The organism is Microbacterium sp. Y832 (assembly GCF_057669765.1).
Map to the genome: position 1 here is coordinate 458583 of NZ_JBYHFM010000002.1, position 20218 is coordinate 478800.

General features: G+C 66.9%; 23 protein-coding genes. All 23 read right to left on the reverse strand.

Annotated elements, in window-relative coordinates:
- Positions 1 to 92: 92 nt before the first annotated feature.
- Positions 93 to 650, reverse strand: coding sequence for a 50S ribosomal protein L15 (rplO, locus tag AC25YV_RS05015; protein ID WP_488122730.1), 558 nt, complete (start codon positions 648 to 650; stop codon positions 93 to 95).
- Entirely contained in the window at positions 650 to 835 is a 186-nt protein-coding gene (rpmD, locus tag AC25YV_RS05020; RefSeq protein WP_488122877.1) for a 50S ribosomal protein L30, read from the reverse strand. Before rpmD ends, rplO begins: the two co-directional genes overlap by 1 nt.
- The gene (rpsE, locus tag AC25YV_RS05025; RefSeq protein WP_488122731.1) at positions 835 to 1521 is read right to left on the reverse strand and encodes a 30S ribosomal protein S5; all 687 of its coding nucleotides are present in this window, start codon (positions 1519 to 1521) and stop codon (positions 835 to 837) included. Before rpsE ends, rpmD begins: the two co-directional genes overlap by 1 nt.
- Positions 1518 to 1877, reverse strand: a complete 360-nt coding sequence (rplR, locus tag AC25YV_RS05030; RefSeq protein WP_488122732.1) for a 50S ribosomal protein L18 — start codon at positions 1875 to 1877, stop codon at positions 1518 to 1520. Before rplR ends, rpsE begins: the two co-directional genes overlap by 4 nt.
- A 2-nt stretch (positions 1878 to 1879) precedes the next feature.
- Entirely contained in the window at positions 1880 to 2416 is a 537-nt protein-coding gene (rplF, locus tag AC25YV_RS05035) for a 50S ribosomal protein L6 (RefSeq protein WP_488122733.1), read from the reverse strand.
- A 6-nt stretch (positions 2417 to 2422) separates the two neighbouring features.
- Complete coding sequence (gene rpsH / locus AC25YV_RS05040) at positions 2423 to 2821, reverse strand: 30S ribosomal protein S8 (protein ID WP_488122734.1); 399 nt, start codon at positions 2819 to 2821, stop codon at positions 2423 to 2425.
- A gap of 133 nt (positions 2822 to 2954) precedes the next feature.
- The gene (gene rplE / locus AC25YV_RS05045) at positions 2955 to 3545 is read right to left on the reverse strand and encodes a 50S ribosomal protein L5 (protein ID WP_488122735.1); all 591 of its coding nucleotides are present in this window, start codon (positions 3543 to 3545) and stop codon (positions 2955 to 2957) included.
- A gap of 2 nt (positions 3546 to 3547) precedes the next feature.
- Entirely contained in the window at positions 3548 to 3907 is a 360-nt protein-coding gene (gene rplX / locus AC25YV_RS05050; protein WP_488122736.1) for a 50S ribosomal protein L24, read from the reverse strand.
- 2 nt (positions 3908 to 3909) lie between these two features.
- The gene (gene rplN / locus AC25YV_RS05055) at positions 3910 to 4278 is read right to left on the reverse strand and encodes a 50S ribosomal protein L14 (protein WP_488122737.1); all 369 of its coding nucleotides are present in this window, start codon (positions 4276 to 4278) and stop codon (positions 3910 to 3912) included.
- A complete protein-coding gene (gene rpsQ / locus AC25YV_RS05060) occupies positions 4275 to 4601 on the reverse strand; it encodes a 30S ribosomal protein S17 (protein ID WP_488122738.1) in 327 nt (108 codons plus the stop codon). Before rpsQ ends, rplN begins: the two co-directional genes overlap by 4 nt.
- Entirely contained in the window at positions 4601 to 4915 is a 315-nt protein-coding gene (gene rpmC, locus AC25YV_RS05065) for a 50S ribosomal protein L29 (RefSeq protein ID WP_019181721.1), read from the reverse strand. Before rpmC ends, rpsQ begins: the two co-directional genes overlap by 1 nt.
- A complete protein-coding gene (gene rplP, locus AC25YV_RS05070) occupies positions 4915 to 5334 on the reverse strand; it encodes a 50S ribosomal protein L16 (RefSeq protein WP_488122739.1) in 420 nt (139 codons plus the stop codon). Before rplP ends, rpmC begins: the two co-directional genes overlap by 1 nt.
- Positions 5334 to 6095: a 30S ribosomal protein S3 gene (gene rpsC / locus AC25YV_RS05075; RefSeq protein WP_488122740.1), complete on the reverse strand. Its 762-nt coding sequence runs from the start codon at positions 6093 to 6095 to the stop codon at positions 5334 to 5336. The genes rplP and rpsC overlap by 1 nt, the downstream gene beginning before the upstream one ends.
- Positions 6095 to 6511 carry a 50S ribosomal protein L22 gene (gene rplV, locus AC25YV_RS05080; RefSeq protein WP_488122741.1) on the reverse strand — a complete coding sequence of 139 codons (417 nt, stop codon included), beginning with the start codon at positions 6509 to 6511 and terminating at the stop codon, positions 6095 to 6097. The genes rpsC and rplV overlap by 1 nt, the downstream gene beginning before the upstream one ends.
- Before the next feature lie 40 nt (positions 6512 to 6551).
- Positions 6552 to 6833: a 30S ribosomal protein S19 gene (gene rpsS / locus AC25YV_RS05085; protein WP_248170013.1), complete on the reverse strand. Its 282-nt coding sequence runs from the start codon at positions 6831 to 6833 to the stop codon at positions 6552 to 6554.
- A 9-nt stretch (positions 6834 to 6842) separates the two neighbouring features.
- Entirely contained in the window at positions 6843 to 7682 is an 840-nt protein-coding gene (gene rplB, locus AC25YV_RS05090; RefSeq protein ID WP_488122742.1) for a 50S ribosomal protein L2, read from the reverse strand.
- A gap of 25 nt (positions 7683 to 7707) precedes the next feature.
- Positions 7708 to 8007 carry a 50S ribosomal protein L23 gene (rplW, locus tag AC25YV_RS05095; RefSeq protein WP_488122743.1) on the reverse strand — a complete coding sequence of 100 codons (300 nt, stop codon included), beginning with the start codon at positions 8005 to 8007 and terminating at the stop codon, positions 7708 to 7710.
- A complete protein-coding gene (gene rplD, locus AC25YV_RS05100; RefSeq protein ID WP_488122744.1) occupies positions 8004 to 8672 on the reverse strand; it encodes a 50S ribosomal protein L4 in 669 nt (222 codons plus the stop codon). Before rplD ends, rplW begins: the two co-directional genes overlap by 4 nt.
- Positions 8673 to 8676: 4 nt before the next feature.
- Positions 8677 to 9336, reverse strand: a complete 660-nt coding sequence (gene rplC / locus AC25YV_RS05105) for a 50S ribosomal protein L3 (RefSeq protein WP_488122745.1) — start codon at positions 9334 to 9336, stop codon at positions 8677 to 8679.
- 7 nt (positions 9337 to 9343) lie between these two features.
- On the reverse strand, positions 9344 to 9652 hold the full coding sequence (rpsJ, locus tag AC25YV_RS05110; RefSeq protein WP_013584016.1) for a 30S ribosomal protein S10: 309 nt from the start codon (positions 9650 to 9652) through the stop codon (positions 9344 to 9346).
- A 459-nt stretch (positions 9653 to 10111) separates the two neighbouring features.
- Entirely contained in the window at positions 10112 to 11728 is a 1617-nt protein-coding gene (locus AC25YV_RS05115; RefSeq protein WP_488122746.1) for a M14 family zinc carboxypeptidase, read from the reverse strand.
- A gap of 188 nt (positions 11729 to 11916) precedes the next feature.
- A complete protein-coding gene (locus AC25YV_RS05120) occupies positions 11917 to 12153 on the reverse strand; it encodes a hypothetical protein (protein ID WP_488122747.1) in 237 nt (78 codons plus the stop codon).
- 63 nt (positions 12154 to 12216) lie between these two features.
- Positions 12217 to 20091 (reverse strand): prealbumin-like fold domain-containing protein, encoded by a 7875-nt coding sequence (locus tag AC25YV_RS05125; protein WP_488122748.1) that lies wholly within the window; start codon positions 20089 to 20091, stop codon positions 12217 to 12219.
- Positions 20092 to 20218 lie beyond the last annotated feature (127 nt).

Sequence of the window (20218 nt, forward strand, 5' to 3'; positions counted from 1 at the left end):
CCAGGGGGGATGCCGATGCGCTCTCAGCGCATTCGAAATCCAGGTTAGCCCAGTGAGGGCCGGAGATTGTTCTCCGGCCCTCACTACGCGTGTTACTTGACGGTGCCGCCTGCTGCGACGATCTTCTGCTCGGCGGATCCCGAGACCTTGTCGACCGACACAGTGAGCTTCACCGAGATGTCTCCGGTGCCGAGCACCTTTACCTTCTCGTTCTTACGGACGGCGCCCTTTGCGACCAGGTCGCTCACGGTGACGTCACCACCCGACGGGTACAGCTCAGCGAGCTTGTCGAGGTTGACGACCTGGTACTCGACGCGGAACGGGTTCTTGAACCCGCGCAGCTTCGGCGTACGCATGTGCAGCGGCATCTGGCCGCCCTCGAACCCGATCCGGACCTTGTTGCGGGCCTTCGTGCCCTTCGTTCCGCGACCGGCGGTCTTACCCTTCGAGCCCTCACCGCGACCGACGCGGGTCTTGGCGGTGTGGGCACCCGGAACGGGACGCAGGTGGTGCACCTTGAGAACGCCCGGGCGCGAGGCCGGGGCATCCTTCTTCGGAGCAGCCTTGGTAGCCGACGACTTCTTCGCGGCAGCCTTCTTGGGCGCGACAGCCGTGGCGGTCTCGTCCTTCTTTTCGGCCTTGTCAGCCATTAGTCGATCTCCTCAACCTTCACGAGGTGTGCGACGGTCTTGACGTAGCCGCGCGTCTGCGCGTCGTCGGGACGGACGACCGAGTCGCCGATCCGCTTCAGACCGAGGGAACGCAGCGTGTCGCGCTGGTTCTGCTTCTCGCTCACCTTGGACTTGACCTGTGTGACCTTCAGACGGTCGGCCATCATGAACCTGCCTTCGCTGCCTCAGCGGCCTTGGCCTCGTTGCGGAGCAGGATCGCCGGTGCCACCTGGTCGTAGTCCAGGCCGCGACGAGCAGCAACCGCGCGGGGCTCCTCGAGCATCTTGAGCGCGGTGACCGTCGCGTGCACGATGTTGATCGTGTTCGACGAACCGAGCGACTTCGACAGAATGTCGTGGATACCAGCGCACTCGAGCACGGCGCGCACGGGGCCACCGGCGATAACACCGGTACCCGCGGCGGCGGGACGAAGCAGCACGACGCCTGCGGCGGTCTCACCCTGCACGGGGTGCGGGATGGTCTTGCCGACGCGGGGCACGCGGAAGAAGTTGCGCTTGGCCTCTTCGACACCCTTGGAGATGGCCAGGGGCACCTCGCGGGCCTTGCCGTAGCCGACGCCGACCATGCCGTTGCCGTCACCCACGACGACGAGCGCCGTGAAGCTGAAGCGACGGCCGCCCTTGACGACCTTCGACACGCGGTTGATCGTGACGACGCGCTCGAGGAACTGGCTCTCGTTGCGGTCGCGGCCACGGTCACGCTGGTTCTGGTTGCGCTCACGTCCGCCGCGGCGCGGTTCGCGCTCGGCGGGCGCCTCAGTGGCAGGCGCCTCGGTGGCCGCAGCCGGCTCAGCGGTCGTGGTCACTTCGTTCTCCTTGTTCTCACTCACAGGTTCAGACCTCCCTCGCGGGCGCCGTCGGCGATTGCCGCGACCCGGCCCGCGTAGCGGTTGCCACCGCGGTCGAACACGGCGTCTGCGACGCCGGCGGCCTTCGCGCGCTCGGCGACGAGCTCGCCGACCTTGCGCGCCTTGGCGGTCTTGTCACCTTCGAACGAACGCAGGTCAGTCTCGAGCGTCGAGGCCGAGGCGACGGTGTGTCCCTGGGCGTCGTCGACGAGCTGAACGAACACGTGACGCGACGAGCGCGTGACGACGAGGCGGGGACGCTCGGCGGTGCCGATGACCTTCTTGCGAAGGCGGGCGTGACGACGCGCGCGGGCGTCTGACTTCGACTTGACAGCCATGCTTACTTACCAGCCTTTCCGGCCTTGCGGCGGACGACCTCGCCCGCGTAACGCACACCCTTGCCCTTGTAAGGCTCGGGCTTGCGGATCTTGCGGATGTTCGCGGCAGCCTCACCGACGGCCTGCTTGTCGATGCCGGTCACGATGACCTTGTTGTTGCCCTCGACGGCGAAGGTGATCCCGGCGGGCGGGTCGACGTTCACGGGGTGCGAGAAGCCGAGAGCGAACTCGAGCGAGCTGCCCTTCTGCACGACACGGTAACCCGTGCCGACGACTTCGAGGCCCTTCGAGTAGCCCTGCGTGACACCGATGATGTTGTTGCTGATCAGGGTGCGGGTGAGACCGTGCAGCGAGCGCGATTCGCGCTCGTCGTCGGGACGGGTCACGATGACCTGGTTGTCCTCGACCTTGACCTCGAGCGGGCGGGCCACGGTGAGAGCGAGCTCACCCTTGGGGCCCGTGACGGTGACGTCCTGACCGGCGACCGAGATGGTCACGCCGGCGGGGATGTCGATGGGAAGGCGTCCAATACGCGACATGTCAGATCACCACACGTAGGCGAGAACTTCTCCGCCCACGCCCTTCTGCTCGGCCTGGCGGTCCGTGAGGAGACCGGAGGAGGTGGACAGGATCGCGACGCCGAGGCCACCGAGGACGGTGGGCAGCTCGGTCGAGCGTGCGTAGACGCGCAGACCGGGCTTGGACACGCGCTTGATGCCGGCGATCGACCGCTCGCGGTTGGGGCCGTACTTCAGCGAAATGGTGAGGGTCTGGCCGACGCGTGCGTCGCTGACCTCCCACCCCGCGATGTAGCCCTCTTTTGTGAGGATCTCGGCGATGTTCGTCTTGAGCTTCGAGTTGGGCATAGCCACGGAGTCGTGGTGTGCCGAGTTCGCGTTGCGCAGACGGGTCAGCATGTCTGCGACCGGGTCTGTCATCGTCATGGTTGTTTTCCTTTGTTCATGAGGTTTCGACACAGCGTTACACGCGGGCCGACCTTCGATGATTCAGCAGTATTCAGTTGTGGGAACGGATGCCGCGGGCAGGCGCGGCGCGCTAGCCCGCGGCATCCGATGATCAGACCTGGGCGTTCTCGGCGCGGAAGGGGAATCCGAGGTGGCGCAGGAGTGCGCGGCCCTCGTCGTCCGTCTTCGCGTCGGTGACGATCGTGATGTCGAAGCCCCGGACGCGATCGATCCGGTCCTGGTCGATCTCGTGGAACACGGACTGCTCCTGGAGACCGAACGTGTAGTTGCCGTGACCGTCGAACTGCTTGGGCGAAAGCCCGCGGAAGTCACGGATACGCGGAAGAGCGAGGTTCACGAGGCGGTCGAGGAACTCCCACGCGCGGTCACCACGAAGGGTGACGTGCGCGCCGATGGGCTGGCCCTCGCGCAGCTTGAACTGGGCGATCGACTTGCGTGCCTTCGTGACCAGCGGCTTCTGACCGGTGATCTTGACGAGGTCAGAGACCGCGCCATCGATCACCTTGCTGTCGCGTGCGGCCTCGCCGACACCCGTGTTCACGACGATCTTCACGAGACCGGGGATCTGCATGACGTTCGCGTAACCGAACTCTTCCTGCAGCTGCTTCTTGATCTCGTCCCGGTACTTCTGCTTCAGGCGGGGCTGGATCTTGCCAGCCTCCACGGCAGTGGCGTTGCTCATATTCAGAGGTCCTTGCCTGACTTCTTCGCGTAACGCACGCGGACGGTGCGCTTGACGCCATCCTTCGTCTGCTCCTCGACGCGGTGACCGACGCGGGTCGGCTTCTTGCTCGAGGGGTCGACGAGTGCGACGTTGGAGATATGGATCGGGGCTTCCATCGTTTCGATGCCGCCCGTCTTGGCTCCGCGCTGGGTCTGACCCACGCGCGTGTGCTTGGTGACGTAGTTCACGCCCTCGACGATGACGCGGTTCTGCTCGGTCAGGATCTCGAGGACCTTGCCCTGCTTGCCGCGGTCGCCGCCGCGCTCGGGCTTGGCGCCCGTGATGACCTGAACCAGGTCGCCCTTCTTGATGTTCGCCATGATCAAATGACCTCCGGGGCGAGCGAGACGATCTTCATGAACTTCTTGTCACGAAGCTCACGACCGACCGGTCCGAAGATGCGGGTGCCGCGGGGCTCCCCGTCGCTCTTCAGGATGACGGCGGCGTTCTCGTCGAACTTGATGTACGAACCGTCGGAACGACGGGTGGACTTGACGGTGCGAACGACGACAGCCTTGACGATATCGCCCTTCTTGACGTTGCCGCCGGGGATCGCGTCCTTGACCGTCGCGACGATGATGTCGCCCACACCGGCGTAGCGGCGGGCGGACCCGCCGAGCACGCGGATGGTGAGCAGCTCCTTCGCGCCGGTGTTGTCAGCGACCTTGATGCGGGATTCGTTCTGAATCACTTGGCCTTCTCCAGAATCTCCACGAGGCGCCAGCGCTTGGTGGCGCTCAGCGGGCGGGTCTCGTTGATGACGACCAGATCGCCGATGCCGGCGGTGTTGCCCTCATCGTGTGCCTTGACCTTGGACGTGCGACGGATGACCTTGCCGTAGAGAGGGTGCTTTACGCGGTCCTCGACCTCGACGACGATCGTCTTGTCCATCTTGTCGCTCACGACGTAGCCGCGGCGCGACTTGCGGTAACCGCGGGCGTCCGCGTCACGCACGTCGTGCTCGGCCGATTCGTGACCGGTCACGACGGCTTCTTCAGCCTTCTTGGTGGCCATCACTCAGCCTCTTCCTTCGTCGCCTCGTCAGCGGCATCCGCCTTCTTGGCCTTGGTCTTCTTCGCCTTCGTCGCCGTCTCCACGGGGGCGGGCGTGGCACGGATGCCCAGCTCGCGCTCACGGATGACGGTGTAGAGCCGCGCGATGTCGCGCTTTACCGCACGGATGCGGCCGTGGCTCTCGAGCTGGCCCGTGGCCGACTGGAAGCGCAGGTTGAACAGCTCTTCCTTGGCCTTGCGCAGCTCTTCGACCAGACGCTGGTCTTCGAACGTATCGAGCTCGCTAGGGGCGAGCGTCTTGGTGCCGATCGCCATTACGCGTCGCCCTCCTCGCGCTTGATGATGCGTGCCTTGAGCGGCAGTTTGTGGATTGCCCGGGTGAGCGCCTCGCGAGCGAGTTCTTCGCTGACACCGGCGACCTCGAAGAGGACGCGACCCGGCTTGACGTTCGCGACCCACCACTCGGGCGAGCCCTTACCCGAACCCATGCGGGTTTCGGCGGGCTTCTTGGTGAGCGGACGGTCGGGGTAGATGTTGATCCACACCTTTCCGCCACGCTTGATGTGACGCGTCATGGCGATACGAGCGGACTCGATCTGACGGTTCGTCACATATGCCGGCGTGATTGCCTGGATGCCGAACTCACCGAACGACACCTTGGTGCCACCGGTGGCCTGACCCGAGCGACCGGGGTGGTGCTGCTTGCGGTACTTGACCTTGCGGGGAATAAGCATCAGGCAGACGCTCCTTCTGCGACGGGGGCCTCGTTGCGGGGGCTACGGCGACGGTCGCCACCACGGTCGTCACGACCGCGGGGTGCCTTCGGCGCATTCGCCTGCTCACGCGCGAGTTCCTTGTTGGTGAGGTCGCCCTTGTAGATCCAGACCTTCACGCCGATGCGGCCGAAGGTGGTCTTGGCCTCGTAGAACCCGTAGTCGATGTTCGCGCGGAGCGTGTGCAGCGGCACACGGCCTTCGCGGTAGAACTCCGAACGGCTCATCTCAGCGCCGCCGAGACGGCCCGACACCTGGATGCGGACACCCTTGGCGCCGGCACGCTGTGCGCCCTGCAGACCCTTGCGCATCGCGCGGCGGAACGCCACACGAGCCGAGAGCTGCTCAGCGACACCCTGGGCGACCAGCTGCGCGTCGGCCTCGGGGTTCTTGACCTCGAGGATGTTGAGCTGGATCTGCTTGCCGGTGAGCTTCTCGAGGTCAGCGCGGATGCGCTCGGCCTCGGCGCCGCGGCGGCCGATCACGATGCCCGGGCGGGCGGTGTGGATGTCGACGCGGACGCGGTCACGCGTGCGCTCGATCTCGATGTTGCTGACGCCCGCGCGGTCGAGGTTCTTCTGCAGCAGCTTGCGGATCTTGATGTCCTCAGCCACGTAGTCCGCGTAACGCTGGCCGGGCTTCGTCGAGTCGGAAAACCAGCGCGACACGTGGTCGGTGGTGATGCCGAGGCGGAAGCCGTACGGGTTGACTTTCTGGCCCATTACTTGCTCGCCTTCTTCTTACCGGTCGTTGAGCTTGTCGACGCCGCCGGAGCCGCGTCAGCGACCTCGGGCGTGGAGAGCACGACCGTGATGTGGCTCGTGCGCTTCTTGATCTGGAAAGCGCGACCCTGAGCGCGGGGGCGGAAACGCTTGAGCGTCGAGCCCTCGTCGACGTACGCGTTGGCCACGTACAGGTCCTGCTCGTCCAGGAACTCGCCGTCCTTGTCTGCCTTCACGCGAGCATTCGCGATCGCTGCGGCGACGAGCTTGTAGATCGGCTCGCTGGCACTCTGGGGCGCGAACTTCAGGATGGCCAAGGCCTCCTGAGCCTGCTTGCCCTTGATGAGAGCGACGACACGGCGAGCCTTCTGAGGGGTCACGCGGATGTGCTTCACGCGTGCGATGGAATCCACCATTGCTTCTCCTCCTATCTCTGCTTCTCGAGGCGCCCCCGCGTCAGCGGCGGCGACCCTTCTTGTCGTCCTTCTCATGGCCGCGGAAGGTGCGGGTGGGCGCGAATTCGCCCAGCTTGTGGCCGACCATGGTCTCGGACACGAACACAGGGATGTGCTTGCGACCGTCGTGGACCGCGATCGTGTGACCCAGCATGGCCGGGATGATCATGGACCGACGTGACCAGGTCTTGATGACGTTCTTGGAACCGGCTTCGTTCTGTGAGACGACCTTGCGAAGCAGGTGCTCGTCGACGAAGGGGCCCTTCTTAAGGCTGCGAGGCATCCTCTACTCCTACTTGCGCTTCTTGCCGGCGTTGCGACGGCGGACGATGTACTTGTCGCTTTCCTTGTTGGGGCGGCGGGTGCGACCCTCTGCCTGACCCCAGGGGGAAACGGGGTGACGTCCACCGGACGTCTTGCCCTCGCCACCACCGTGCGGGTGGTCGACCGGGTTCATCGCGACACCACGGACGGTCGGGCGGACGCCCTTCCAGCGCATACGGCCGGCCTTGCCCCAGTTGATGTTCGACTGCTCGGCGTTGCCGACCTCGCCGATCGTGGCGCGGCAGCGTGCGTCGACGTTGCGGATCTCGCCCGACGGCAGCCGCAGCTGCGCGTAGGGACCGTCCTTGGCGACCAGACGCACCGAGACACCGGCCGAACGCGCCATCTTCGCGCCGCCACCGGGGCGGAGCTCGATCGCGTGGATCACGGTACCGGTGGGAATGTTGCGCAGCGGCAGGTTGTTGCCGGGCTTGATGTCGGCGCCGGCACCCGACTCGACGATGTCGCCCTGCTTCAGCTTGTTCGGCGCGATGATGTAGCGCTTCTCGCCGTCGAAGTAGTGCAGCAGCGCGATGCGCGCGGTGCGGTTGGGGTCGTACTCGATGTGAGCGACCTTGGCGTTGACGCCGTCCTTGTCGTTACGACGGAAGTCGATGACGCGGTACTGGCGCTTGTGACCGCCACCGATGTGACGCGTCGTGATGCGGCCCTGGTTGTTGCGGCCACCGGTCTTGCTCAGCGGGCGAAGGAGCGACTTCTCAGGCGTCGATCGGGTGATCTCGGCGAAGTCAGCCACCGACGAGCCGCGGCGACCCGGGGTCGTGGGCTTGTGCTTGCGAATAGCCATGTTCTCTAGTCCTCTATCCCGACCGTCAGCCGACTGCCGTGAAGATGTCGATGGTGCCCGACTTGAGCGTCACGATGGCGCGCTTGGTGTCCTTGCGCTTGCCCGTGCCGAAGCGGGTGCGGCGGGACTTGCCGACGCGATTGATCGTGTTGACCGCAGCGACCTTGACGCCGAAGATCTTCTCGATGGCGAGCTTGATCTCGGTCTTCGTCGAGCGGGGGTCCACGAGGAACGTGTACTTGCCCTCGTCGATGAGCCCGTAGCTCTTCTCGGAGACGACCGGCCGCAGGATGATGTCGCGCGGGTCCTTGTTCACGGTGCTCATGCCGAGACCTCCTCGGTGCTCGCGGTGCCGGACTTCGCAGCGACGAAAGCGTCGAAGGCGGCCTTGGTGAAGACGATGTCGTCAGAGACGATCACGTCGTAGGCGTTCAGCTGGTCGAAGGTCAGCACGTGCACGTACGCGAGGTTGCGCAGGCTGCGAATGCTCAGCTCGTCATCCCGGCCGATGACGACCAGGACGTTCTTCGCGGCGCCGAAGCCCGCAAGAACGGCGGCTGCGGCCTTCGTCGAGGGGGTTCCTTCGATGCCGAAGGACTCGACGATGTGCAGACGCTCGCCACGTGCACGGTCGCTCAGCGCACCGAGGAGCGCTGCGGCGATCATCTTCTTGGGCGTGCGCTGCGAGTAGTCGCGCGGCTGCGGGCCGTGGACGGTGCCACCGCCGCGGTGCTGCGGCATGCGCACCGAGCCCTGACGGGCGTTACCGGTGCCCTTCTGCTTGAACGGCTTGCGGCCCGAGCCCGAGACATCGCCTCGGGTCTTGGTCGCGTGCGTGCCCTGGCGAGCCGCCGCGCGCTGCGCGACGACGACCTGGTGGATCAGCGGGATGTTCGTCTTGACGTCGAAGATCGCGGCGGGCAGCTCCACGGAGCCGGCCTTCTTGCCGTCGGACTTGCGCACGTCGAGCGCGAGAGTCGAGTCAGCCATGAGTTCAGGCACCCTTCACTGCGTTGCGGACGTAGACGATGCGGCCACGTGCGCCGGGGACGGCGCCCTTGACGAGCAGCAGACCCTTCTCGGCGTCGATGGCGTGCACCGTGAGGTTGAGGACGGTCACGCGCTCGCCGCCCATGCGGCCAGCCATGCGCATGCCCTTGAAGACGCGGCTCGGGGTCGACGATGCGCCGATCGAACCGGGCTTGCGGTGGTTGCGGTGTGCACCGTGCGATGCCGAGACGCCCTTGAAGTTGTGACGCTTCATGACACCTGCGGTGCCCTTGCCCTTGCTCGTGCCGACGACGTCGACGAGCTGGCCGGCCTCGAACGTGCCCTCTGCCGTGAGCTCCTGACCGAGTGAGTAGTCAGCAGCATCCGCCGTGCGGATTTCGGTGAGGTGGCGACGCGGGGTCACACCGGCGGCCTCGAAGTGAGCCGACTGCGGCTTGTTGACCTTGCGGGGGTCAATCTGGCCGTAGGCGATCTGGATGGCCTTGTAGCCGTCCTTCTCGGGGGTGCGCACCTGGGTGACCACGTTGGGGGCCACTTCGATGACGGTGACGGGAACGAGCTTGCCGTTCTCGTCCCAGACCTGGGTCATGCCGAGCTTCGTGCCCAGCAGGCCCTTGGAAACCTTGGAGTTGATGTCAGCCATATCGACCTCAGAGCTTGATCTCGATGTTGACGTCGGCCGGGAGGTCGAGACGCATCAGCGAATCGACGGCCTTGGGCGTCGGGTCAATGATGTCGATGAGGCGCTTGTGGGTGCGCATCTCGAAGTGCTCGCGGCTGTCCTTGTACTTGTGGGGCGACCGGATGACGCACACGACGTTCTTCTCGGTCGGAAGGGGCACGGGGCCCACGACGGTCGCGCCTGCACGGGTCACGGTGTCGACGATCTTGCGGGCCGACGAATCGAGGCCGGCATGGTCGTACGACTTGAGGCGAATGCGGATCTTCTGTCCCGCCATTGTCTGCTCACTCTCTTTCCGCGTCTTACCTCTGGGGCATTGGACGCACGGGGGCGTGGGAGGGATCATCCCTCGCCCTTGGCACTTCGTTCACCGCGTTGCCGCGGCGCATGCTGCACCACTGTTCTGATGTCATCCCGGACGCCTCGGCATCCGGCCTCCCGCACGCATACGCATGGCACGGGGCCTGCATGATGAGGGCGGGATTGGTGTTCTGCTGCCCGCGGCCTAGGACCCTGCGCTTTCGCGCCGCCTATGCACTGCCCTGGCAGTGATCCATCGCGCGCCAACGGCACGCAGGAATGTGGAACCTCACTAGTGTACGTGCAGCCCGGGCGTGTCGCAAACTCGGGCGTGTCGCGCTTTCTCGCGTCGCGCGCGGGCGTGCCCGATGGGCGTTGCGGCGCGACAAGGGGTGAGAGACGCCCATTGTCTCTCACCCCTTGTCGCGCTCGCAGGTCAGCCTGCGGGGTACGCGGCGTATGGAGCCTTGGCTACATTGACGACGACCTCACCGCCGATCTCCGTCGTCGAGCTGATCGTGGCTTCTCCGGCCGGTACGGCGCTCAGGCGCGAGTTCATCGAGACCGCGACCGTTGCACCGGGCGCGACGTTCGTGAACGTCTTGCTCCCGTAGGAGGTGGTGATCTTGATGTCAGCAGGCACCCGCGCGAAGTTCGTCGCCGCCACGGACAGGTAGACCTTGCCACCGAGTGCGCGCACCGTCGTTTCGGCGGTCACTGCGTCAGGTGCACATTCGCCCATCTCGACATCGGCGATCTGCCCGAGGTCGACGTGCACCTCAACACTCTGCGTCGCGCCGTCTGGGGTGGTGCAGGTCAGCACCCACGGCTCATCGGTGACGAATGCCTCGTCAGCCGGAAGCTTCGAGACGTCCCGCACTCCTTCGGCCGTGTACGCGCCAGCGGGTCGCACCGACGGGTTCACCGCCCATGTGAAAGAGCCGTCCGCGCTGGTGACGACCATCTCGCTCGTGAGCGACTGATCGAAGCTCGTGGGAGCGACCGTGCCGTCAGCCTGGGCGTACGGCCGCGTGTACATCGGGAACGTCTTGCTCAGCTCCAGCGTCGTGCCGGGTACGGCGACACCGGTGATCTGCGAGTGCTGAGCCGGGTTCGCGGTCTCGCGCAGCGCGATGAGCACGGCGTTCTTGAACGTCGGATAGTAGTCGCCGACTTCGAGCTTGTAATTGTGGCGACTGTTGCTCACACCCGGGTGGCAGGTCTCGGTCGTCACCGACAGGGCGCGCGTCGCGTAGTAAGCCCAGTCGATCGCTTCACCGTTGGTCTCGTAGTCCCAGGCCGAGGCGAGGGCCTTGTAGGTCGGACCGAGGGCGGCGGCCATCTCCGCTGCGATGGCGTGCAGCCGGTCGTTGTCCTGGGCCAGTCCCGCAGCCTTGAGCAGGGGCGGATAGAGCACGACCTGGATGCACGTGTGCTGCGTGTTGAACACCGTCGCCTGCCTCGTCGACATCAGCCACTGGATGTTGCGGGTTTCGGGCTCTGACCAGGCGGCCGTACCGTTGCCGGAGCCCCGGGTGGCCGGGATCCAGCCGTAGCCGTAGTTGCGGTTCATGTCGACGCCCGTCTGCGTCGCGCGGGCGTGCGCCTCGAAGCCATCCGGATTCACGAGGGGAACGATCACGACGCGCGACTTGTCGAGAAGATCGGCGTACTCGGGAGAGTCGGCATTGAGGAGCAGATCCCACGCGAACTCCCACGTGAGTTCGGTACTCGTCCACTCGTTGCCGTGGTGGGTGCCGACCTGGACGAAGACGGGCTTGCCGTCGGGGACGTCGACGTCACGCGTTATCTCGAGTCCCCAGATCGGGGTGCCCTTCGTCGAGGGCTCGGGCAGTTCCACGACGCGAGCGAGATCCGGGTAGGTGGCCACGAGGTAATCGCGCTCGGCGACGTACTCTGCGACGGTGGTCTTGTAGTCGTCGTTCCCGCTCGGAACGTCCGCGAACGCGGGTGTGGCACCGACGGCGAGAAGGCTCGCCGCAAGCGCGAACACCCCCGCGACGCCGACGCCCCGCCTGATGTGGTTGGGCATTGCGCTCCTTGCATCGTCACTTCGCTGTGCCGACGGCCGAAGGACGAAACCATGTCATTCAGCTTCATTCAGTGGCCTAGGGCTTGAATGGCGCCAATCTAGGGGGAGAGCCCCGCGGCGCACAAGCTCCTCATTCGCCACCGCGCGCGAACCTGCGCCGGGGTCGAGCGTCGTCTGCGTCGGTGCGATCAGCCCGAAGGGGACTCCTTCTTGTCGTTGCCGACGGCTCCGTCGATCGTGGCGCGCACGCCGTCGACGCGCTCGTGGGCACCTTCAGGCGCGACCTTCTTGACGAAGGCCGCCGCAGCGTTCAGGACGTCGTCGCTGACCTTTTCGGCCTGATCGCTCTTGAGCGCCTCGTCGATCTTTTCCTTGTTCTGCTCCAGGAAGCCCTTGCCCTGGTTCACGAGATCTTCAATGCCCATGTCCGCTCCTCCGGTCGCCCCGCAGGGCCGTCGGTATCATTCTCGATCCCGCGGGACCGGCGGTCAACGGCCCGGGCGCCCCGCCCTCCGGCGGGCCACCATCAGCGCCAGGATCCCTGCCAGCAGCACGCCCATGCCGACGTTCGCCAACCCGCCCGGGCTGCTCCCGCCGGTGCCAGCGAGGCCTGGACCGTGGTCCGGGCGGGGAGGCGTCACCGGGGGCGCGGCACACCCCGTGTCCGAGACCGTCCCGCGCAGATGCACGGCGGTTGCGGTGTTGAAGAAGCCCCCGCCGTCCGCGGTGCAGATGAGCGCCGAGGGGGGAAGCGGACTCGTGGAGGATGTGGCATCCACGCGGTACGTGTAGACGTCGACGCCGCCGGGCTCGATTTCGACATCGGCGACGTTCGGCGACCCCACCCAACCCTGCGCGACGATGGTGAACGCAGAATCGAACTGCGGCGCGTCGGTGAGGGTGTAGGTGGTGGAGGCGAGACCGGGGTTGGTCACCGCGACGGTGTAATCGATGCGCCAGCGGCCTTCACCGAGGACACTCACCGTGCCATCGGACTTCTCGAGCTCGACCGGTGCCACGATGATCTCGCTGCAGTCCTGATCGGTCTCTTCGAAGACGCCGTTGTCGACGCGGGAAACGTTCCACACGCCACCCTGGTCCTCAGGCGTCTCGCCGCAGACCAGGTCGTCGGGGTCGGCCGCCACGATGCTGACCTGGGCGCTGACGGTGTACGTGTGAGTCGCACCATCGGGCAGAAGGCCGGTCCCCGCTTGGGGCTGCAGCGCGCCGTCCCAGCCTGGCGTGAGCGCGCCCGACCCTCCTCCGGCGGGTCGGACGACGGGGCCCTCCACGGCCCACGGCGTCACGAGTGCGATGCCACCGGTCGTCGGCTGGGGGCGGTCTTCCAGCGTGTAGGCGACGGTGACTCCGCTGCTGTTGGACACCTCGACCGCGTAGGACACGATCCAGATGCCTGCACCCAGCGGCGTGGGGGGCTGCGCCGTCTTGAGCACCGACGGCCCACCGGGTTCGGCGCAGCCGTCATCGGTGTCGCTTCCGCCGGGGAAGGCCACCTCGACGGTGTTGAAGAAGCCTCCTCCTTCGCCGGGCTCACACACGAGCGCCGGCTCGGCGGCCTCCGGATCTATCGAGGCGACGATGCGGTAGGTGTATTCAGCGGATGCCCCGGCCGCCAGCGGACTGTCGGGGGCAGGTGCCGTCCCCACCCACGTGCTCGACACGAGGTCGATGCCGCTGCCCAGGTCGGGGACGTCGGTGAGGGTGTACACGGTGGCCACGGTCTCGCTGGAGTTGGTCACCGTCACGACGTAGTCGATCTGCCAGTCCCCGTCGGGGAGCTGCTGCGCCGCACCGTCGGACTTCACGACCGTCACGGGAGCCACACGGACCGTCACGCAGCCCTCCGCGTCCACCACGATCTCGCCCGAGGTCACCCCGGCCGTGTTGATGATGCCGCCTCCCGCGGCGCAATCGCCGGGCGCGACCGCCTCGACGGTGGGTGAGAGCACGCCCGTCACGGTGTACGAGAGGGACGCCTCCGGATCCAGCGCGCCGGTCCACACATCAGCCGTCGCCCCCGGTGCTGCGGTGGGGGTCGTCGGAGCGGGGGCGTCGCCGACCGCTGTGATCGTCCAGACTCCCCCTCCGAGCACCCAACCCGTGGGCACGGTCGGAAGCGTCTCGGTGAGCGCAGCCTGCACGGCGACCTCACCGGGATTGCTCACCGTGAGCGTGTACGTGACGTTCCACGACGCATCCGGGTTCTGAGTGGCCGGATCGGCTCCGGTCTTCACGAGCTCGGGGAACGCCGGCTCGGCGCAGCCGAACACCGTCTGGTCGTCCTCGCCCGTCGCCGACAGCGTCGCGGCGTTGAGGAAACCACCGGCCGAGGGCGTACCCGAGGTCGTGTCGCATCGCCATGTCTCGCCGTCCTGAGTGCCGTTCGCGATCGTCGCGGTCACGGTCACCGTGTAGACGTGCGTCGCCCGCTCGGCAGGATCGCCGGACGTGGGGAGCGCGGCCCCGGTGGCCAGAGTGGCGGTGCCGTCCGGGAGAGGGAAGGTGCCCGATGTGCTGTTCGGCCCCGTCCAGCTCGCCGCGGTCGGGGTGATCCCTGCGCCGTAGTCCAGCGCGTCGGACAGGCTGTAGATGAATGTCGAGGTGTCCGAGTTGTTCGTCACGACGATGTCGTACGAGATGGTCCACGTGCCGTCGGCGTTCTGCACCGGTGAGCCGTCTGCCACGCGCTTGTCGATCGTGCCCACGGCGCGGATCGCCGTATTGACGATCTCGCAGGTCACGTCGACGCCGAGGCTGAGCCGCACGACTCCGGCCGCGGCGAGTGGGTAGGACGCTCCGCCCGAGGTCTCGACGCAGGCCCATTCACCGGCGGTGTATCCAGACGGACCGAATGTCTCCGACAGCCTGTAGTCGACATCGGCGGCGACCTGCCCGGAGACCGCGGCGGTCGTCGTCCCCGTTCGTGTGCCTTCACCCGTCAGGAGGGGATCGTTCTCGCCGGCGACGGCGTTGAGGGTCCATTGCTCCGGCTCGGCGGTGCCGACGCCGTCCTGGTTGTCGACGTTCTTCACGAGTGTGAGCGTCGGGGGGATCGCGGCGTTGGAGAACGTGCAGGTGACGGCCTGGCCGTTGGCGATGGTGACCACCGGCGAGGCGAGGGTCACGCCTCCGGTCGTGCACGACAACGCCCTCCACGCGTAGTTGGCGAGCTGGTCGACCTCGGCCAGCGTGTAGTCGCCGGCTGGGACCTGCTGGGTCTGGGCGTGGTCGAAGACCAGCGTGTCTCCGGTCGCGGGCTGGGCTGTCAGCCGCTGATCCCAATCGGCGGGCACAGCCGAACCACCGAGCGTGTTGTCGACGTCTTTGACCAGGGTGAGGGATCCCGGCAGATCGGTGTTGCCGAACGTGCATGTGACGTTCTCCGCCAGACCCAGCGTCAGAGTCGGCGCCTGGGGACTGATGGTGGCACCGTCGTCGCAGACGAGCGTCGACCATTCATAACCGTCTGGGCCGTCGGACTCGGCGAGGGTGTACTCGACGCCTGCGGGCACCGTCACCGAGGTCACTGCAGGCGTGCCGGTCTGCCCGGTGAGGTTCGGCCCATTCGGTGTCGTGGCAGAGAGCGTCCAATCGGCGGGCGCCGCGGATCCGCCGTTGGCGTTGGTCACGGTCTTCACGAGAGTCAGGGTGGGCGCGACATCGTCGTTGGTGAACGTGCAGGTCACCGCGGCACCGTTGGGAACGGTGACGGTGGGCGCGGTCAGGCTCGTGTCACCCGTGCTGCAGGACAGAGCCGTCCACTCGTAGCCCGCCGGGCCGGCGCCTTCGGCGAGCGTGTACTCGCCCGCTGCGACCTGCTGCGAGACGTCGTGGTCGAAGGCGATCGCTGCTCCCCCGGTGAGCTGGGCGCTGAGCAACTGGTTCCAGTCGGTCGGCACAGCGGTTCCACCGCTGTCGTTGACGACCTGCTTGAGCAGGGTGAGGGTGCCGGGCACGTCGTTGTTCACAAAGGTGCAGGTGACATCCTCGTCGAGTGCCAGCGTCAGTGTCGGGTCCGTCACCGACGTGTCGGAGCCGTTGTCGCATGACAGCGACTCCCAGCCATAGCCCTCTGGACCACCGCTCTCGCCGAGGGTGTACTCCGTGTTCGCCCGAACGGTGACGGAGGTGACCTCGGGCGCCCCACTTGCCCCCGACAGGTCGGGGCCTCCGTCAGTGGTCGCCGAGATGGTCCAATCGGTCGGCGCCGCAGAGCCGCCGGAGTCATTGACGACCGTCTTGACGAGCGTGAGGGTGGGAGCGATGTCGTCGTTGACGAAGGTGCAGGTCACGTTCTCGCCGTTGGGCACCGTTACCGTCGGCGCTGCCAGCGACGTGCCGTCGACGGTGCAGGAGAGGTCCGTCCAGGTATAGCCCGCGAGTTGGTCGACCTCGGCCAGCGTGTACGTCCCGCCCGGAACGGGGATGGTCTCGTTGTTGTCGAAGACGAGGGTCTCTCCGGTGGCAGGCTGCGCTGTGAGCCGCTGGTCCCAGTCCGCCGGAACGGCGGTGCCACCGCCGTCGTTGACGACCTGCTTGACCATCGTGAGACTGCCCGCCAGGTCGGTGTTCGCGAAGGTGCAGGTGACGTCTTCGTCCAGCGCGAGGGTGAGAGTGGGGCTCTCGGGCGAGATCTCCGCGCCGTTGTCGCACGAGAGCGAGACCCATTGGTAACCGGAGGGTCCGTTGGCCTCCGCGAGGGTGTAGGAAGCCCCCGCCGTCACGGCGACGCCGGTCACCTCGGGTGTTCCCGTCACTCCGCTCAGATTGGGACCGCCGGGAGTGGTCGCCGACAGCGTCCAATCCGCTGGCACCGCAGTGCCGCCTTGCGAGTTCGTGACGGTCTTGACCAGGGTGAGCGTCGGGGCGATGTCGTTGTTGACGAACGTGCAGGTGACATCCTCGCCCACCGCGAGCGTCAGCGTGGGACTGGACGGTGACACATTCGCGCCGTTGTCGCACGAAAGCGATGTCCACGAGTAGCCATCCGGCCCTGTCTCCCCGAGCGTGTAGGGAACGCCGCCGAAGGCGGGCACGGAGGTCACCTCCGGGGTACCGGTCGCTCCGGACAGGCTGGGCTCACCGGGACTTGTCGCCGTCAGAGTCCAGTCGGTGTCGGCGGCGGTTCCCCCGTTGTCGTTCGTGACGGTTTTCACAAGCGTCAACAACGGCGCGATATCGACGTTGACGAAGCGATACGTGTTGGTGTCCAGGGCCGGAACGCTGACGGCCGGATCCACCGAGACCCACTCCCCGTTGACCAGCTGTTCAAGCGCGAACTGCCGATATCCGGGTCCGCCACCCTCTTCGGAGAGGTTATAGGTCTGACCCGGCCTCACGGCGAACGTGTTCGCTGTCGTCGCGCTCGGCGCTCCGGTCACTGTGGTCGGCTCCAGGCCGAACTCGGTCTGACCGGGATCAGCGGTCAGTTCCCAGGCGTCCGATGTCAGGGTTCCACCCTCGTCGTTGACGACCTGCTTGAGGAGCACCATCGTGGCCGTCTGGTTGGTGGCCGTACAGGTGACCTCCTGTCCCAGAGAAAGGGTGACACCGCCGTCAGCCCCGTCGAAGTCCGTCCCACCGGCGACGCAGTCCCAGCTGCCGGTGGCCCCCTCGATCAACGTGGCCCCTTCTTCGACGGTCTGCACGTAGGTGCCCGGACCGGTTTCCGTGAGCAGATAGCGCACGCCGGGTGTCACAGGCGCCGAGACTCCGCTTACGCCGGTCGGCCCGGGCTGCCCCGTGCCGCCGATCGGCGTGGCCGTGAGTTCGAACTCGGTCACAGCAGCACTGCCGTTCGCGACAGTTTTGGCCAGAGTGAGGGTCGTCACACAGGTGACCGTGTTGGTGATGATGACGACGTTGGGGTCGTCCGCGGTGATCTCGTGGTCACCCGCACCCGTGGCGGTGTTCGTGCATCCGGGCGGAAGGTCGGTCACCTGTTCCGTTATCGCGACGGTGTCACCGACGGTGTACTGCGGGTAGGTGGTGCCGAAGTTCCTGGGCGCCCCGTCGAGGAACAGCTGGGAGGAACCCACAGGCTGCGCTCCGTTGTCATAGGGCACCCCATCGACGATCCACTGCTTCTCCACACGGAGCGAGACAGTCGGGTCCGGGGCCCGGTTGTAGACGGTGCATGAGACGATGCCGCCCTGTTGCGCGGTCGTGGTGAAGCCGAGCACTCCGCTGTTGGTGACCGGCACCGCAGCGCCGGTGTTGTCCTGGCACGAGGCGTTAGCGGTGCCCTGAGGCACCAGTTCGTACCCCGCCTGCTGCGTCTCGGTGACCGTCACCGACGCGCTGCCGGTCGCCGGGATGTCTTGCGCCGCGAAGCTCACGGCACCGGTGTCGTTCGTCTGGCCGGACGTCGGCTCGATGGTGACCCCCGCTGTGTCGGTCGTCGCGCCGAAGGTCCACCCCGCAGTGGGCACCGCGTCGGCGATCTCACCCCCGGCCGGGATCACGAGCTTGGTGACGTTGACGGTTCCGGCGCACTCGCCGAGTGCGCGCTGCTCGAGGAACTCCTGGAGGGCCTCGTAGTCCTCGACCAGGAAATAGTCCTGACCAGAGGTGGGGCCGGAGATCGCCTGAAGGTTCTGCTCGCCCGCTGCTGAAGCAGCGCCGATACCCACCCCGACGACGGTCGTGCCTCGTTCGATCTTGAGCGTGTTGGCAGAGAAGACGGCGTTCTCCATCTCTGCGAAGCGCGTGCGATTGCCGGGGCCGGCAGGCGCACCGTCGTCCCCCGCTCCGGGAGGACCGTAGAAGGTCGGGCTGCCGTCCGTGAGCACCAGCACCACGTCCAGCGTGTCTGCGGTGCTGGTCTGGGAGACCTGCCACAGCCCTTGATCCCAGTTCGTGCCCTGCTCCCACCCGCCGGTGTTGACCACCGTCAGCCCGTTCACCTTGTTGCGCACCGTCGCCGCGCCGGCGCTGGTGGACACGGGGGTGAGGTGCAGGGTCGTATTAGCCGCTCCCAGCGCCGGAGCACTGCCGGCGAACGTCCATACGCCGATCGAGGATGGCGTGCCTTCCAGGACGTCGACGAAACCAGCGGCAGCATTGCGCAGGTCCTGCTGCGAACTCGCCAAAGAATTCGACAGGTCTACGAGCAGCCCGACGCGCAACCCGCACGTCTGCGCCAGCGGCGGGTTCACCGCGGCATTCGCCCACTGCCCGCCGCGGGCCTGCAGGTTCGTGCCGCCGCCCGTCTGCTGCGGGTACACCACTGTCTCACCCGGGGGGACGACGGCTGTGCGCAGACGGTATGGCTGCGCGGACACGTTCGTGCCCACGTCGAAGCTTTCGAGAATGCGGTATCCCGGCGCCGGCGCCGTCTCGATGACCCAGTACTGTGCGCCCGACGGCACCACGACGTCGCACTGGCCGTCGGCCTCGGTCACGCAGGTGCCGACCAGGTTCGCGGGCGACGTGTCGGGTTCCGTGTCCGTGCCGCCGCTGTAGACGGAGAATGTCGCCCCGGCGAGGGCGCCCACACTCTGCGGCGAGGTGCGCTCTCCGCCTTTCGTCAGCGTCAGGGTGCCGGGCGCCGTGGACGTGTGCGTGAACGTGCACGCTGCCACCAGCGACGTGTTCCCGGTGCCGATGTACTGCAGCAGTGCGGTCGCCGAGGTGAACTGCAGACGTGTCAGCCCGGTGGTGTCGTTGAGGAAGCAGCTGACGGTGGTGGTGTACTCGTCGGTGACTCCGGGGGTGCCGGTTGCTTCAAGCGTGTACGAGCCGGGCTTCGTGACCCGGCGGGACTGACCGCTCGTGAAGTCATACCAGTTATCCGACCCGACGATGAGGGCTCGCAGCGCCCAGTCGGCCGGTGTCGCATCGCCGCCCACCACCACGTTGACCATGCTCAGGGTGCCGCATGGCCCGTTTCCACCTACGCAGTCCGGCACATTGTCGAGGAGGAGGCTGACGCCGGCGCCTTCGGCCGAACCCTCGATCTGGGCGCGGGCGGCCTGTGCAGCGGACTCCCCGCTACCGGTCGCCGGCTCAGGGGACGCAGGCTCGGTCGCCGCCGGTCCGGTGGGCACGGGCGGGGGCACGGCCGGGGAATCCTCCAGCTGGGGCCCCTCGATCCCCGGGTCCGGGGATGCCGCCGGCTCAGGGGGTGCGACGTCGGCACCCGCGCCCGCGACGCTCGCGTCGTCGGCAGACGTCGTGTCGGCGACGGGCGTAGTCTCCTGCGTCGGCGAGAATGCTGCAGCGCCTGCGGTCGTGCCGCCGGCGAACACCAGAGCCGCGACCAGCAGCGAGGCAAGCGTCGCGCCCGAGCCTCGCCGGACCGCTGTGCGCCGCGATGTGGGGGCGCTTCCGTGCCGCTTCATCGGCCCGTCTCGATTGCGTCCACGCTGCTCTCCTTCACACCTACGTCAGGTGAGGGCCGCACCCGGATCGTCCGGGCCGGACCTTGCGCCGCGCGTTCATCTGCCGGTGTGTTCCTCGCCGAACCAC